This window comes from Enemella dayhoffiae, from assembly GCF_002250625.1.
Lineage (GTDB): Bacteria > Actinomycetota > Actinomycetes > Propionibacteriales > Propionibacteriaceae > Enemella > Enemella dayhoffiae.
On the sequence record NZ_NMVQ01000001.1, the window covers coordinates 114,664 to 128,788 of the forward strand.

The 14,125-nt window shown below is 72.7% G+C and carries 14 protein-coding genes; 6 read left to right on the plus strand and 8 right to left on the minus strand.

Annotated features, from left to right (window positions below):
- The first annotated feature begins 68 nt into the window (after nt 1-68).
- Entirely contained in the window at nt 69-1,475 is a 1,407-nt protein-coding gene (gene eccD, locus CGZ93_RS00575) for a type VII secretion integral membrane protein EccD (protein WP_176451571.1), read from the plus strand.
- Here eccD and CGZ93_RS00580 read toward each other — a convergent pair.
- From CGZ93_RS00580 to CGZ93_RS18630, 4 genes are read right to left on the minus strand one after another with little or no spacing between them, the layout of a single operon-like run.
- Nucleotides 1,457-2,269, minus strand: a complete 813-nt coding sequence (locus CGZ93_RS00580) for a glycosyltransferase family 2 protein (protein WP_094362208.1) — start codon at nt 2,267-2,269, stop codon at nt 1,457-1,459. The genes eccD and CGZ93_RS00580 overlap by 19 nt on opposite strands.
- Nucleotides 2,262-3,251 (minus strand): hypothetical protein, encoded by a 990-nt coding sequence (locus CGZ93_RS00585; protein ID WP_094362559.1) that lies wholly within the window; start codon nt 3,249-3,251, stop codon nt 2,262-2,264. Before CGZ93_RS00585 ends, CGZ93_RS00580 begins: the two co-directional genes overlap by 8 nt.
- Entirely contained in the window at nt 3,248-4,378 is a 1,131-nt protein-coding gene (locus CGZ93_RS00590; protein ID WP_094362209.1) for a glycosyltransferase, read from the minus strand. The genes CGZ93_RS00585 and CGZ93_RS00590 overlap by 4 nt, the downstream gene beginning before the upstream one ends.
- Complete coding sequence (locus CGZ93_RS18630) at nt 4,375-5,391, minus strand: glycosyltransferase (RefSeq protein ID WP_176451572.1); 1,017 nt, start codon at nt 5,389-5,391, stop codon at nt 4,375-4,377. The genes CGZ93_RS00590 and CGZ93_RS18630 overlap by 4 nt, the downstream gene beginning before the upstream one ends.
- 51 nt (nt 5,392-5,442) lie before the next feature.
- On the opposite strand from CGZ93_RS18630, the gene CGZ93_RS18635 reads away from it, so the two are divergent.
- Together CGZ93_RS18635 and CGZ93_RS00600 are read left to right on the plus strand one after the other, a co-directional pair.
- On the plus strand, nt 5,443-6,423 hold the full coding sequence (locus tag CGZ93_RS18635; RefSeq protein ID WP_176451573.1) for a glycosyltransferase family protein: 981 nt from the start codon (nt 5,443-5,445) through the stop codon (nt 6,421-6,423).
- Nucleotides 6,417-7,703 (plus strand): glycosyltransferase, encoded by a 1,287-nt coding sequence (locus CGZ93_RS00600; RefSeq protein WP_176451574.1) that lies wholly within the window; start codon nt 6,417-6,419, stop codon nt 7,701-7,703. The genes CGZ93_RS18635 and CGZ93_RS00600 overlap by 7 nt, the downstream gene beginning before the upstream one ends.
- A gap of 84 nt (nt 7,704-7,787) precedes the next feature.
- Here the strand turns inward: CGZ93_RS00600 and CGZ93_RS00605 are convergent, their stop codons facing one another.
- The 4 genes from CGZ93_RS00605 to eccE all read right to left on the minus strand — a co-directional run bounded on the left by CGZ93_RS00605 (nt 7,788) and on the right by eccE (nt 11,760).
- Complete coding sequence (locus tag CGZ93_RS00605) at nt 7,788-8,615, minus strand: enoyl-CoA hydratase/isomerase family protein (protein ID WP_094362212.1); 828 nt, start codon at nt 8,613-8,615, stop codon at nt 7,788-7,790.
- The gene (locus CGZ93_RS00610; RefSeq protein WP_094362213.1) at nt 8,608-9,825 is read right to left on the minus strand and encodes a pyridoxal phosphate-dependent aminotransferase; all 1,218 of its coding nucleotides are present in this window, start codon (nt 9,823-9,825) and stop codon (nt 8,608-8,610) included. Before CGZ93_RS00610 ends, CGZ93_RS00605 begins: the two co-directional genes overlap by 8 nt.
- A gap of 16 nt (nt 9,826-9,841) precedes the next feature.
- Nucleotides 9,842-10,495, minus strand: coding sequence for a hypothetical protein (locus CGZ93_RS00615; RefSeq protein WP_094362214.1), 654 nt, complete (start codon nt 10,493-10,495; stop codon nt 9,842-9,844).
- Between the two features lie 107 nt (nt 10,496-10,602).
- Entirely contained in the window at nt 10,603-11,760 is a 1,158-nt protein-coding gene (gene eccE / locus CGZ93_RS00620; protein ID WP_176451575.1) for a type VII secretion protein EccE, read from the minus strand.
- 132 nt (nt 11,761-11,892) lie between these two features.
- Here eccE and eccB point away from each other — a divergent pair, with 132 nt between their 5' ends.
- The 3 genes from eccB (at nt 11,893) to CGZ93_RS00635 (ending at nt 14,111) form a co-directional block, all read left to right on the plus strand.
- Nucleotides 11,893-13,254: a type VII secretion protein EccB gene (eccB, locus tag CGZ93_RS00625; protein WP_094362215.1), complete on the plus strand. Its 1,362-nt coding sequence runs from the start codon at nt 11,893-11,895 to the stop codon at nt 13,252-13,254.
- Nucleotides 13,255-13,450: 196 nt separating this feature from the next.
- Nucleotides 13,451-13,768, plus strand: coding sequence for a WXG100 family type VII secretion target (locus CGZ93_RS00630; protein ID WP_094362216.1), 318 nt, complete (start codon nt 13,451-13,453; stop codon nt 13,766-13,768).
- A gap of 34 nt (nt 13,769-13,802) precedes the next feature.
- Complete coding sequence (locus tag CGZ93_RS00635; protein WP_141211018.1) at nt 13,803-14,111, plus strand: WXG100 family type VII secretion target; 309 nt, start codon at nt 13,803-13,805, stop codon at nt 14,109-14,111.
- The last annotated feature ends 14 nt before the right edge of the window (nt 14,112-14,125 follow it).

Consider the following 14,125-nt stretch of genomic DNA (forward strand, 5'->3'; position numbering starts at 1 on the left):
GAGCCAGCGACCAATCCCTTCGACAGGCTCAGGGACCGCTGCGCCCGTCACCGACTAGTCTCCCGGCTGTGAGCAGTGCGGTGAACGAGGCCAGCGCCGAGGACGTGGCCCGGGTGACGGTGATCTCCCCCACCCGGCGCGTCGATCTCGCCCTCCCGGGCAGCACCACCCTGGGCGAGCTGATGCCGAACATCGTCCGCTTCTCCGGCTATGAGGGGGGCGGCGCGCAGGAGGCGGTGCAGGCCTGGGTGCTGCAGCGCTTCGGCGAGGACCCGCTGGACGCCGACCGCCCCGTCGCCGAGCTGAACCTGCGCGACGGGGAGACCCTGCACCTGCGGCACCGCGAGGCCGCCCTGCCCGACGCCGCCTTCGATGACGTGGTCGACGCCGTCGCCACCGCGACCGGCACCCAGCCGCTGTGGAGCAACACCGACAGCCGCCGGTTCACCCTCGTCTTCGTCGCCGTGCTGGCCGTGCTGCTGCCCGGTTTCGCGGTCGCCGCCAGTCCCGGTTGGCTGGTCGCCGCGGCCGTCCTGGTGCTCGCCCTGGCCTGCGGGTTCACCGCCGTCCTGCTGGCCCGCGCGTTCGGCCTCAAGGCCGTCTCCGGCACCCTGGCCTGGGTGGCGGTCGCGCTGACCGCCATCGGCGGGTACGCCATCCTGCCCGGTACGCCACTGCTGCCGCGGGGCGATACCGGCGTACAGATCCTGCTCGCCGGGTCGCTGGTGCTGGCCATGGCCGGAGCGATGGCGCTCGGCACCCAGGTGACGGCGTACCCGCTGCTCGGGGTCTCCTGCGCCGCCGCGGTGATCGTGCTCGCGGCGATGGCCGCGGTCCTGCTGCCCAACCGGCAGGTGCACGCCGCCGCGATCGCGCTGGCGGTGGTGATGGCGGTGACGGCGTGGCTGCCGACCCTCGCCTTCCGGGTCGCCGGGGTGGCGATGCCGAACCTGCCGGCCACCGCCGAGGCGCTGATGGCCGACAAGCAGCCGGTCCAGCACGACATCGTCACCCGGGCGATCTCGGCCGAACGGTTCCTGTCCGCCTTCCTGGTCGGCAGCGCGCTGTCGGCGGCCCTGCTCAGCATCCCGGTCCTGGTGCTCGGTCAGGGTTGGGCGCCGACAGCGCTGATCGCCGCCTGTGCGCTGGCGCTGCTGCTGCGCGCCCGCTCGTTCACCGGGCGTACGGCCCGGCTCTCCCTGCTCTCCGCCGGCACGTTCATGGCCCTGGCCGCGATCGCCACGGCGCTCAGCGGCTTCGAATCGCCGCTCTCCCGGGCGCTCGCCGGGATGCTGATCGTGGTGCTCGGCATCTGGTTCGGCAGCCAGTACGCCGCCACCGGCTGGAACCGCGTCCTCTCCCCGGTCTGGGGCCGTTGGGGTGACGTGTTCGAGTGGATCGCGGTGATCGCCATCCTGCCGCTGCTGCTGGCTGTGCTCGACCTCTATTCGTGGGCCTACGGGTTGGGCGGCTGAGCCAGCTCCCAGCCCCGATCGGTACGCCGCAGCGCCCCCTCGGCCTCGAACGCGCGCAGCCAGCCGAGCATCGGCCACTCCCCCCACCGCCGGTGGAACACCTCGGCGTTGCGCACGATGTCGTGCAGGTGCTGCCGCGGGGGGCTGCTGGTCGGGTGCCACTGGTGCACCGCGTCGGCACCGCCCACCCACACCAGCGGGATCTCGGCGGCCCGCGCCAGCCGGGCGAAGTCGGTGTCCTCCCCGCCATAGCCCACATAGTCGGTGGAGAAGCCGCCGAGCTCGCGCCAGGTCGACGCCGAGCAGGCGAACGACAGCGACCAGAACAGGTCATAGTCCGTCGACGGCACCAGCTCACCCGGTGACGGATCGGGCCGCCCCGGATGCGGGGAGCGGTGGCCGACCAGCTCGGTCCAGGGCTGCCCGGCGGACTCCTGGGGCAGATAGCTGACCGGGCCACACAGCAACGCCCGCGTCCACAGCCGCAGCGCCCGCTGATATCCGGGGATCAGCGCCGGTGTGGGCAGGCAGTCCACATCGAGCAGCACCAGCTCGTCGTGGCCGTGGGCCAGGGCCAGCTGCACCCCCAGGTTGCGCGCCGCCGACAGCGGCAGCCCATCCTCGCAGCGGGCCACATGGGCGTGCAGGTCACCGCAGCCGGGGTCGAATTCGGCACCCATGGTGACCACCACGTGCCGCGCCTGGGGGGCGTAGGCCTGCAGCGCGGCCGCCTGGTTGTGCAGGTGCGGCAACCGGTCCGCGGTCGCCAGGGTGATCACCGCCGGTTCACGCATCGGCCACCGCCCGCACCACGCCGGCCGCCCGCTCGGCGGCCCCCGCCAGCTCCCAGCGACTCCAGTCCGGTTGCAACGCCCGGGCGCGCTCGAGCAGTTCCGGCCAGTCCGCCGGTGCGGGCCAGCCCGGTACGCCGAGCGCCAGCTCGGCACGAACCAAGGCCTCGGTGGTGGCGTACTGCTCGCCGAACGGCCGCCGCTGCGGCACCGCGATCACCCGAGCCCCCGCCGCACCGGCGTCGGCGACCGCGTTCTGCCCCGGCTGGCAGACCACGACCTCGGCCCGGCACAGCTCCTCCCAGGGGTCGGCCAGCCACCGCCCACCCGGCCCGCCGAGCACCCGCCAGTGCCACTCGCCGGCGCGGTCCCGACGCCACGGTTGCCCGGCGTCGTCGCCGTCGGTACCGCCGCTGCCGGCCAGCAGCAGCACCCGTCCGGGTTCCGGCTCGGCGACCCGCTCGCGCCCGGTGAACCGGGACAACCCGCCCACGCAGTGCAGCCGGTCGTCGTGGCCGGCGACCTGCTCGGCCGCATACCAGCGCCGCGGCCACGGGGCCAGCAGCGCGTCGGCCAGCCGGTGCGCCAGCCGGTGCGCCCGATCGGTACGTTCGCCGGGCAGCACGGCGACCACCACCGGTACGCCGTGCAGCCGGGCCAGCGTGGCCACCTCCACCGACACGTCGACCACCATCGCCGACGGACGGACCTCATCGATCCACGCCGAGAGCTGCGTCATCCGGGCCCGCAGTCCGGGGTGTCGCCGCGGCACCCAGTGCAGCGCCCCGCCGGCGGTCGGGTCCTGCGGCACATCGGACCCGTCCCAGTCCGGGCTCAGCCGCACCCAGTCGGCGAACCCGAGCGGACCCTCGGGCCGCTCCCGCGACGTCAGCACCGTGACCGGCTCGTCGAGGTGGGCGGCGATCACCCCGGCCCGGGTCAGGTGCCCGGACCCCTGGTGGTGCACGTACCAGCCGATCGTCATGCCGGCGCCTGAACCGCGGGCCTCGTCCACTGCCGCGTGACCCGCTGGTTGGCCAGCCGGAGATGGGCGCGTTCGAGCCAGCCGATCCGCGCGCCCACCGAGAACTGCGCCTCGGCCACGGCCCGGGCGACGTCGCGCAGCTCGGGCCGCCCGACCAGGTCGACCGCGGCCGCGGCCAGGCCCGACAGGTCATCCGGACGCACCAGGCGGACCGCCGGCGTACCCGCGCCCGTCTCGATCAGCCCGCCGCGGGCGAAGGCGGCGACCGGCGTACCGCAGGACAGCGACTCGGGCAGCACCAACCCGAACGGCTCGTCCCAGCCGGGGGTGACCAGCACGCACCCGCTGGATCCGACCAGCTCGGCCAGCTCGTCGGTGCTGCACTCGCCCAGATAGTGGGCATGGTCGTCGAGCAGCGGGGCCAGCACCTCCCGGAAATAGCGCGGCGCCCCCACCCGGCCCGCCAGCCGCAGCGGCAACCCGGCGCGGCGCGCGACGAGCACCGCCAGGTGCGGCGCCTTCTCGGGCACCACCCGTCCGAACCAGAACAGTCCCGGCCCGCCCGGCCCCGGCCGCCAGACCGAGGTGTCCACGCCGTTGAGCAGCACCTCGGCCGGTACGCCGGCCTGCGCCCAGCCGCGGCGGGTGTGTTCACTGACCGCCACGAACTGCTGCCCGGCCCGGGTACCGGCCTCGCGCAGCCCGCTCAGCATCTCGGTCAGCACGGGGGTGTGCAGCGTGGTCAGCATGGGCAGCCCGAGCCGCGCCGCCAGCCGCAGCGGCGCCCCGGAGAGGCTGTGGTTGTGCACCACGTCGACGGCCGGCCGGATCCGGGCCAACGCGTGCATCGCGGTGGCATACGCCTGTTCCTGCGCGGCCAGCGCTCCCGGGGGCAGCCGGTCGTCGCTGGGGTCGGCGTCCTCGGGCCAGCGCAGCGGCTCGAACGCCAGCTCGGGATGGCGCGGGTCGAGCTGCTCCGATCCGCGGGGGGCGACCAGCAGCACCTCGTGCCCGCGGCCCCGCAACAGGCGTACCTGGTCCATCACGTGACCCTCGAGCCCACCGGGAACCGGTTGCCGCAGCGGGTATCGGTAGGGCCCGATCACCGCGATCCGCAGCCGCCTCATGCGGTCGCCGGGATCCTGGCCACCTCGGCCCACAGTTCGGCGTGCCGCGCGGCCACCCGGTCCCGCTGCGCCAACCGGGCGACGCGGTCGTTGGGGCGCACGGTCGCCCGGCCGGCCAGCAGCCGGCGCAGCGCCCGCGTCAGCCCGGCCCGGTCTCCCGGTGGCCAGGTGCCCAGCAGACTCGGGTCGGGTTGCTGGTCGGCGTGGTGACCGATGGCGGGCACGGCGACGGGTACGCCGAGGTCCCCGCACAGCTCGAGCAGTCCGGAGTGGGTGCCGCTCGCATAGGGCAGCACGAGCACGCCGAGCCCGGCCAGCCACGCGTGCAGCTCGGCCTCGGCGAGCGGTTCGTGCTCCCACCAGGCCACGTGCGGCCGGGCGGCGTGTTCGCGCAGCGGCGCACCGGCCCCGGGATGCACACTGAGCACGCAGTCGACGCCGAGCTCGGCGGTGGCCGCGATCGTGTCGGCGACGGCCCCGCGGTCGATGCCCGCGCGCAGCGACTTGAGGTGCACCCCGACCGGTGAGCGCGAGCCGGCCCCGACCCGTGTCACGGGTTCGGTCAGCAGGGTGGGGTGGGGCAGCACCTCGGCGGCACGCCCGAAGCGGCGGGCGATCTCGGCGGCCGCCCCCGGGGTGAGGGTGATCACCCGGTCGGCCGCGGCGACCAGCAGCGCCAGCTGCTGGACGTGCCGGGTCTGCTCGCTCAGCTGCGGGTTCGTCAGGTCGTGCACGGTGACCAGCAGCCCGAGGTCGAGCTCCTCGATCACCGCGAGCACCGCGCGCAGTTCGGCCACGGTCAGCGACTCGAAGCCGAAGTGCACGTGCACCACCTCGGGACGATGCGCGCGCAGCCAGTCAGGGGTGAGCACCAGCGGTGGCCACCACTGGCCGGCCGGGCGGCCCGGCGGGATCGGATCGGGCAGCACCGTCACCGACCCGGCGGTGATTGCGCGCACATAGGGGTGGGCCGCGGGGACTGACGCGACCCGCAACCGGCGTTCCAAAGTCATGTCGATAAGTGTCGTATACCCGCTCGGGGTGCCGCCGATACGGTGGGGCGCATGCAGCCGGCCCCCCTCGATCCGGTCCAGGTGATCCTCGGACCGCCGGAGCACGGGGTGACCCGGTACGCCGAACAACTCGCCCGCGCCGGTGGCGGCCCGCTCCAACGCCAACGCGCCCTGGCCGACGCCCCGCCGCCCACCGGCCCGCACCACCTGCACCTCACCCCTGCCCTGTGCGGGCGTACGCCGGAGGCCGCCGCCGAGGCGCTGTTGACGTGGCTGGACCGGGCGCCGACCCGGCCCACCGTCACCCTGCACGACCTGCCGCAGCCCTCCGACGGCCACGAGATGTTCGGCCGCCGCACCCGCTGCGTGGCCCGCTGGCTGGGGACGGTCGCCGGGGTCGTGGTGAGCAGCGAGCACGAGGCCGCGCTGCTGGCCGAGTGCGCCCCGGACGCCACCGCGACGGTGATCCCGCTGCCGGTCGACCCGCCCACCGCAGCACTGGCGAACCGGCCCGGGGACAGCGTCGGCGTGCTCGGCTTCGTCTATCCCGGCAAGGGGCACGCCGAGGCCATCGACGCCGCCGGCGCCCAACGACCCCCGGCCCCGGTCGAGGTGCTGGGGGCGGTCAGCGCCGGCCATGATCAACTGCTCGCCGAGCTGGGCGCCCGGGCCGTCGCGGCCGGGGTCGCGCTGCGGGTCAGCGGGCACCTCGACGACGCTGCCTGGTCCGCGGCCATCGCCCGGGTCGGCGTACCGCTCGCGCTGCACCGGCATCTGTCCGCCTCCGGGTCGATCAACTCCTGGATCGCCCACCGGCGTCGCCCGGTGGTGCTCCGCGGCCGGGCGACGACCGAGCTCGATCGGCTGCGCCCGGGCACGCTCACCCTGGTCGAACCGGACCAGGTGGCCGACGCCGTGGCCGAGGCGCTGCGCGATCCCGGGCGTACGCTCATCGCGCCCGAGCACCCGCTGGGCCCCGACACGGCCGCGGTGCTGGCCGGTTACCGGGATTTCTGGGCCACGACGTGGTGACCGCCGAACCGGTGCGACTCGACCGGGGATGGACGGTCCCGGGCAACCGGTGGGACCTGCTGGCGGGCGTTCCGGCGGCCGGACCGCCGGCGGTGAGCGTGGTCGTCCCCTACTTCCGCGACCAGGCCGGGCTGGACCGGATCGTGGCCGCGTTGGAGGCCCAGGATCATCCGCGGGAGCTGCTCGAGCTGGTGGTCGCCGACGACGGTTCGCCGGAGCCGCCACGGCTGGAGACCGCACTGCGGCACCGGCTCGTGCGCCAGGATGATCATGGTTTCCGGGCCGCGGCCGCACGCAACCTGGGGCTGGCGGCCGCCGAGGGTGAGGTGGTCGCCTTCCTGGACGGCGACTGCGTGCCCGAGCCCGGCTGGCTCACCGCGCTGACCCGACTGCCGGCCCTGGCCCCCGAGGCGCTGGTGGTGGGCCGCCGCGAGCACCGCAGCGGCGGGCGGGTGCTGCCCGATCCCGGCTGGCTCGCCGACGGGTACGCCGCCACGGCCAACCTGCTGCACGCCGACGACGGCAGCTGGCGTTTCATGATCAGCGCCAACCTGGCCGGGCATCGGGAGTTTCTGCGCGAGCTCGGCGGTTTCGACGGTTCGCTGGTCGGCTATGGCGGCGAGGACTGGGAGTTGGCCGCCCGCGCCTGGTCGGCCGGCGCCCTGCTGGCCCACGAGCCCGCGGCGGTGGTGGTGCACGACGGCCCCGACTGGGCCGGCCGCCCGGAGGATCATCGGGCGCAGAAGAACGCCGAGTCGTTGGCCCTGGCCACCCGGATGGCGTCTCGGTTTGCCCGGCCGCGCGCGTTCGGCGCCCCGCTGCTCACGGCGCGGCTGGGATCCGGGTCGGTGCCGGCGGCGCTGGTGTGCGTGGACAGCCTGCTCGACGCGGTCCCGCTGTCGGTGGTCGCGGTCCCGGATGTCGTCCTCCGGGCGCTACCCAGCGACCCGCGGATCGTGCGCGACCTCCCGCCGCAGCGGCCGCGCCCGCACCCCGGCAGACCGGTGGCCCCGTGGCAGCTCGAACTGACCGAGCCGGTGCGGTTCACCGGGGCGCTGCGTGACCTGATCGACCAGCTCGGCGGGCGACCCGATCCGCCCGGCCGGGTGACCGGTCAGGGCTGGGAGCTGACCTCCGCCCGGGCCCGGGCCCGCCTCGAGCGGACCGGACAGTGGCTGTTCGACACCGTGCGCGCCGACTCCCTCACCGACCTCGAGATCGGTGCCCCACTGCCACCGGACCCCGATCTGGAGGGGTGGTTCGGCGGCTGGTGGTCATAGAGTGCCACTCAACGCCCGGACGGCCCCGATTTCGCCCGGTTCGCACGGTTGAGTGGCACTCCATGACCAAGCTGGAGGGACGCCTCAGTGATGATCATGGTCAGCATCGTCGTGATCATGATCGTGCGGGCGCTGCTCCATGCTCCGGCCGACCGCGCCCACCAGCAGCCGCGCCTGCGCCTGCCGCTCGGCCAGCAGCTGCTGCTCGGCGCCGTTCCCGACCGCGGCCCGCAGCAGCTGCTTGGTCTCCCGCAGCGCCGCATCGGGGATCTCCAGGATCGCCCCCACCACCTCGTCGGTGACCGCGGCCAGCTTCTCGGTGGGCACGGCCAGGGTGGCCAGTCCCGACCCGACCGCCTCCCCCGCGCCGACGAACCGGCTGGTCACGCACACCTCCAGCGCCCGCGAATAACCGAGAGTGCGCACCAGCGGCAGCGTCCCACCCAGGTCGGGCACCAGCCCCAGCGACGGCTCGCGCATGGCCAGGCGTACGTCCTCGGCGACCAGCCGCAGGTCCGCCGCCAGCGCCAGCTGGAAACCCGCCCCGATCGCGTTGCCCTGCACCGCGGCGATGACCAGCGCGTGGCACTCACCCCACGCGGTGAACCCCTGCTGGAAGCCGGCGATCAGCTGCTCGGTCTCGCCGTGCCCGCGGTTCGCCGCGACCGCGAGCACCTTCGGCTCACCGGGGAGCCCGTCGGGCGACAGCATCCCGCGGTCCAGCCCGGCGGAGAAGTCCTGGCCGTCGGCGTTCAGCACCACCACCCGCACCTCGGGATCCAGCCCCCGCGCGATCTCGGCCAGGGCGGCCCACATCGACGGCGTCTGCGCATTCCGCTTGTCCGGGTTGCACAGGGTGACGGTCAGCCGCGGCCCATCGCGCTCCACCCGCAGCCCAGGGTGATCAGTCACGGTACGCCTCCAGGAAGTCCGCGATCCGGCCGATCGCCTCGGTGAGCACCTCTTCGTCGGGCAGGGTGACCAGCCGGAAGTGGTCCGGCTCGAACCAGTTGAACCCGGTGCCGTGGGTGACCAAGATCTTCTTCGCCCGCAGCAAGTCGATCACGAACGCCTGATCATCGTCGATCCGGTACACCTCGGGATCCAGTCGCGGGAAGCAGTACAGCGCACCCCTCGGCTCGACACAGCTCACCCCGGGAATCTCGTTGAGCAGCCGCGACGCCAGCTTCGCCTGGTCGTGATAGCGCCCACCGGGGGCGACCAGCTCACCCACCGACTGATAGCCGCCGAGCGCGGCCTGGATCGCGTGCTGGCCGGGCACGTTGGCGCACATCCGCATGTTCGACAGCAGCGTCAGCCCCTCCAGGAAGTTGGTGGCCATGTGCTTCGGCCCGGAGATCATCACCCAGCCGGCGCGATAGCCACAGACCCGGTACGCCTTGGAGAGACCGCTGAAGGTGAGACAGAGCACGTCGTCCCCGGCGAAGGTGGCGACGTGGTGGTGCACCGAGTCGTCGAAGATGATCTTCTCGTAGATCTCGTCGGCCATCAGCACCAGTTGGTGGCGCCGGGCGATGTCGACCAGCCCCTTGATCGTCTCCTCGCTGTAGACGGCCCCGGTCGGGTTGTTCGGGTTGATCACCACCAGCGCGTGGGTGTTCTCGGTGATCTTGGACTCGATGTCGGCCAGGTCGGGGTTCCACCCGTTGTCCTCGTCGCAGCGGTAGTGCACCGGCGTGCCTCCGCACAGCGACACCGCGCCGGTCCACAGCGGATAGTCCGGTGCCGGGATGAGCACCTCGTTGCCGGTGTCGACGAACGCCTGCAGCACCATCGTGATCAGCTCGGAGACGCCGTTGCCGATGAACACGTCCTCGACCGTGGTGTTCCGGAGCCCGCGCGACTGGTAGTACTGCGCGACCGCCGTCCGCGCCGGGCGGATCCCACGGGAGTCGGAATAGCCCTGGGAGTCGGGCAGGTGGTGCACCATGTCGGCGACGATCGCCTCGGGGGCCTGGAACCCGAAGGGTGCGGTGTTGCCGATGTTCAGCTTGAGGATCTGGTGGCCCTCGGCCTCCAGCCGCTCGGCCTCCACCAGGATCGGACCCCGCACGTCATAGCGGACGTGTTGCAACTTCTTCGACTGGACGATCGGACGCATGGCGACAGTCTGTCACTCAGCCCCCGAAGAGGAGTTGGTATTCCAGCGGCGTGGGGCGCACCGACAGTTTCACCACCCGCCGCGGCATCACCAGCATCACCTCGTCCTCGCCGAGCAGCTGGCACGCCTTGACCTGTCGCGGGCTCAGATAGTAGGCCCGGCGCAGGTGGTCCACCACCCGCTGGTCGGAGGAGTTGACCATGGTCATGTCGACCGCGCGGAGCGTGTGCACCGACTGCGGCTCGCGCAGATCGGTGGTCAGCAGCACCGACTGCCAGGGCCCGATCTGCGCCTGTGCCCCGTCATAGTGGTCGGTGTCGTCGACGATCAGCGACGGCCGGAACGGGCGCCCGGCCTCGGGCAGACGCCGGGCCACGTCGCCGGTCAGCACGTCCACGGTGCCGCCGTGGCGGCGTACCCGCTCCACCAGCCCCTGCCACTCGCGCTCGTGGGTGGGCAGCAGCGACAGGTGCGCACCGAGGGAGATGCTGCGAAAGGCGAGCAGCCAGGCCACGTATTGCGGCACCGACACCGCCAGCCGGGTCCCGCGCTCGCGGAACAGCCGGATCGTCACCGGCCCGTTCGGCCCGGTCCCCAGCACCAGCCCGCTCGGCCCGGTCCGCACCACCCCTTCGCGGACCGACTCGTCGGCCCGCCGGAAGTTGCCCACCGCCCCCGCCGCGGCCTGCTGCGCCTGCTCCGCCCTTCCCCGGCCACCCGTTGACTGAGCGAGCTTCCCCCCACCCGTTGGCTGAGCGAGCTTGCGAGTCGAAGCCATCAGAGCTCCACCCCCCGACCGAGTGGAACCGTCGCCAGCATGGTCGGCACCTGGGTGCCGCCGGAGTCCTCCAGCGCGACCTCGCGGCCGAGCCGTTCGACGAGGTACGCCGTGGCCTCGGCCGAGGTTTCCGGGGTCGGCGCGACCAGCCGCACCGCGCCGGAGGCGACCCGCCCCGGGGTCAGCGTGTACGCCGTCAGCGCGAACAGCACCGGCGCCTGGGCGACCGCATCGAGCAGCAGCTGATAGGCCCGCGACGGGTTGCTCCCCCAGCGCCGGACCACCCGCCCGGTGTGCCGCAGTCCGTCACACTCCCAGTGCCCCCACTGCTCGCTGGAGCGGTCATGGCCGCCGTCGGGTGACCCGCCGCTGGTCAGCGCCAGCACCTCGGCGAGTTCGGCCCCGCCGATCGCCCGGGAGTCGACCCCCTGCCGTTTCAGCAGCGACTGCACCCGGTGCAGCCCGAACCGCAGCGTGGCGTGGATGCCGTCGACCCCGGCCCCGCGCCGCTCCACCGCGGCCAGGCAGCGGGTCGGGTCGAGCCGCAGGCAGATCCAGGTCCGGCGTACCGTCGGCGGCAGCGCGGGTCCGTTCTCCGCGTACGCCCGCGCGGCCTGCGAACCGGGCCCGAGCAGCAGGGTGGTGGGCGCGGGAACCGTGTAGGAGACGACCTGTACGCCGGCAAAGACGATGTCGTCGGAGGTGGTCAGGTCGGCCAGCGAGCCGAGGTCGAGCTCGGCGCCGGAGTCGGCCAGCAGGTCCTCGTCGGCCTCCAGCGCCAGCACCGCGCACCACGCCTCACCGTCGCTGATCACCCCGGTCTCCTCGCCACGGCCGCCGACGGTGTGCGACAGCTCGAACCCGGGCACCCACTGCGCCAGCGGCACCAGGTCGACCGGCACCCGCGCCCCGCTGACCGGCCTGCGGCGGGCGTACGCCATCCGCAGCCGCAGCCACGCGGTGACCGAGCGACCGCCGATCACCGGGACCAGGAAGACCAGCAGCAGCACCAGCACCAGTCCGCCGATCAGGATGCCCAGGGTGGAGCCGGCGAGCAGCGAGATCAGCGCCAGCAGCAGCACCGCCTCGACCAGCACCAGCCGACCGCTGTGCCGCAGCAGCCAGGAACGCTGCTGCACTGGCGCGGTCGTCGACACGGGTTCCCTCCCTGCTGGGCGATGGCGGCACCACTCTAGGGCCGCCGCGGGTCCCCGGTGGATACGGTTGACACCGCAGCCCAGCAGAATGTGGCCGCGGCACCCGACCCCAGGAGAGGAGATCGATCGGCGATGGCGACGCGCAAGGATCTCCTCAAGGCGCACACGTTCATCGCCCAACGGCTGGTCTCCGCCCTGGTCGACCGCGACCCCGACAACCCGCAGCCCCCGTTGCGCAGGGTCGGCACCGGCATGTTCATCGGGGTGATGCTGGGGGTGCTGATCCTCGCCGGCTTCGGCGTGGTCGGGCTGATCAAACCGGGCGGCTCCAAGAACTGGCAGACCGACAACACCGTCGTGGTCACCTCCGACAGCGGCGAGGTGCTGGTCTATCTGGGCGGAAAGCTCTATCCGGCGCACAACATCACCTCGGCCAAGCTCGCCAGCGGGGGCGGCGAGGTCAAGTCCGTGAAGGCGTCCTCGCTGCGCGATTTCCCGCGCGAGCGGCCGATCGGGATCAAGCTGGCCCCCACCCAGCTCCCGGAGCGCAAGGCGCTGGTCAGCTATCCGATCCGGGCCTGCTCGGTGCCGATGCCGGGCCGCGACCAGACCCGGGCGACCACCCTGGAGATCGGGCAGGGCGCGGTACCCGACACGTCAACGGCGTTCGTGGCCCGCGGGGACGGCAGCACCGGCAAGGAATACCTGGTCGCCGACGGCACCGCCTACGAGATGCCCAACCATGCGGTGGCAATCCAACTCGGCTTCGGTGAGCAAGCGGTACGCCCCGGCTCGGCCTTCCTCGGCGCACTGCCGAAGGGCCCGCCGCTGACCCCGATCTCCATTCCGGGCGAGGGCGAACGGTCGCAGCGCCCGGTCTCCGGCGTCGACCCGACCGTGGGCACGCTGATGCACGTGGACGGCCCCAGCGGCACCACCTGGTATGTCCTGCTGCAGGGTGGGCTGAGCGAGATCTCCCCGGTCGAGGCGGCGGTGATCACCGCCACCTCCGGCCGCAAGTCCCAGCCCATCCGGGCCGCCGAGGCCAACGAGGCGCGCAACGCCAAGATCCGGTACGCCGGCCGCACCGGCATGCCGGCGCAGCTGCCGAGGCGCAGCGCCACCCCGGGGATCGAGACCGCCAGCGTGTGCGCGACCTGGACCGAGGCCAACCAGCCGCCGCGCGTGGCCTTCGGCGTACCCACTCCCCCGGTCGATCGGCGCAGCAACGATCCGACCCTGGCCGATGTGGTGCTGCAGCCCTCGCTGCGCGGCGCTCTGGTACGCCACGAGGGCGCGGTGGGCCCCGAGGATCCGGGCATGCTGATCGTCGGCGGGCTGCGCTATGGGATCGCCAACCACGACGCCAAGAACGCGCTCGGCTACGGCGAAGAGGTCCCCGCCGACGTCCCCGCCCAGGTGCTGCGACTGGTCCGCGAGGGCCTCGACCCGGGTCAGTCGCTGTCGGTCCAGGCCGCTCAGCAGCAGTCCTGAACGCCTGCCCTACTCAGGGCCGTAGGTGCATGTACTCACTGACTACTCAAAACCCCCGCGACCGGGATTTTCCGCTCGAAGTCTGACCCCGGGCACTCCTAGATTCTTCATCAGACGGCACCGCGACGAAGGTGCACCGGCCTTCCGGCAAGGGGGAGGCTGGCCCCGAAGAGACAACTCCCCGGAGGAGAAGACCATGGGAACTCACGAAGTATCGGCCAGTGACCTCAAGCAAGCCGCCGGCGAGGCCGAGGACTACTACGGCAAGATCGAGAAGGTTCAGAAGAACCTCTACACCCAGATCAACGGCCTGATGCAGGGCTGGAAGGGCGATGCCTCCCGCATCTTCCTGACCGCCTTCAAGGAGTTCGACGAGGAGTTCAGCGACGTGCAGAACAGCCTCGACAACCTGCACAAGAAGCTGGGTCAGACCAGCCTGACCTACCAGCAGAACGAGGCCGAGCAGTCCGAAGTCGGCCGCGATCTGATGAACATGATCAACAGCAAGCGCTGACCCACCACCACAACGAACTTCTGAGGAGCTGACAATGAGCGACGCCGTTCTCGTAAACAAAGAGCACATGCAGCAGGGCATCCAGGACCTGGATCAGGCCAAGAAGGCCATGCTGGAACTGAAGGAGCAGATGGTCCAGACCCTGGGCAAGCGCCTGGACTCCTGGCAGGACGGCGGCGACGGTGCCGCCCCGAAGGCCGCCTACCACGAGGTGCTGAAGGTCTGGGACGAGTCCATGAAGGACATGGAGGACATCGCCAACGCGATGCGCGTCAACCTGGACGCGATCGCCGGCAACTACGCGGCCAACGAGATGAAGACCGCCGCCTTCTGGGAGGACTGAGCCGCACGGCCACC

Coding starts and splice junctions, on each gene's coding strand:
- CGZ93_RS00580 (WP_094362208.1), bottom strand. CDS start 2,269: ATGCGTGAACCGGCGGTGATCACCCTGGCGACCGCGGACCGGTTGCCG.
- CGZ93_RS00585 (WP_094362559.1), bottom strand. CDS start 3,251: ATGACGATCGGCTGGTACGTGCACCACCAGGGGTCCGGGCACCTGACC.
- CGZ93_RS00590 (WP_094362209.1), bottom strand. CDS start 4,378: ATGAGGCGGCTGCGGATCGCGGTGATCGGGCCCTACCGATACCCGCTG.
- CGZ93_RS18630 (WP_176451572.1), bottom strand. CDS start 5,391: ATGACTTTGGAACGCCGGTTGCGGGTCGCGTCAGTCCCCGCGGCCCAC.
- CGZ93_RS18635 (WP_176451573.1), top strand. CDS start 5,443: ATGCAGCCGGCCCCCCTCGATCCGGTCCAGGTGATCCTCGGACCGCCG.
- CGZ93_RS00610 (WP_094362213.1), bottom strand. CDS start 9,825: ATGCGTCCGATCGTCCAGTCGAAGAAGTTGCAACACGTCCGCTATGAC.
- eccB (WP_094362215.1), top strand. CDS start 11,893: ATGGCGACGCGCAAGGATCTCCTCAAGGCGCACACGTTCATCGCCCAA.
- CGZ93_RS00630 (WP_094362216.1), top strand. CDS start 13,451: ATGGGAACTCACGAAGTATCGGCCAGTGACCTCAAGCAAGCCGCCGGC.
- CGZ93_RS00635 (WP_141211018.1), top strand. CDS start 13,803: ATGAGCGACGCCGTTCTCGTAAACAAAGAGCACATGCAGCAGGGCATC.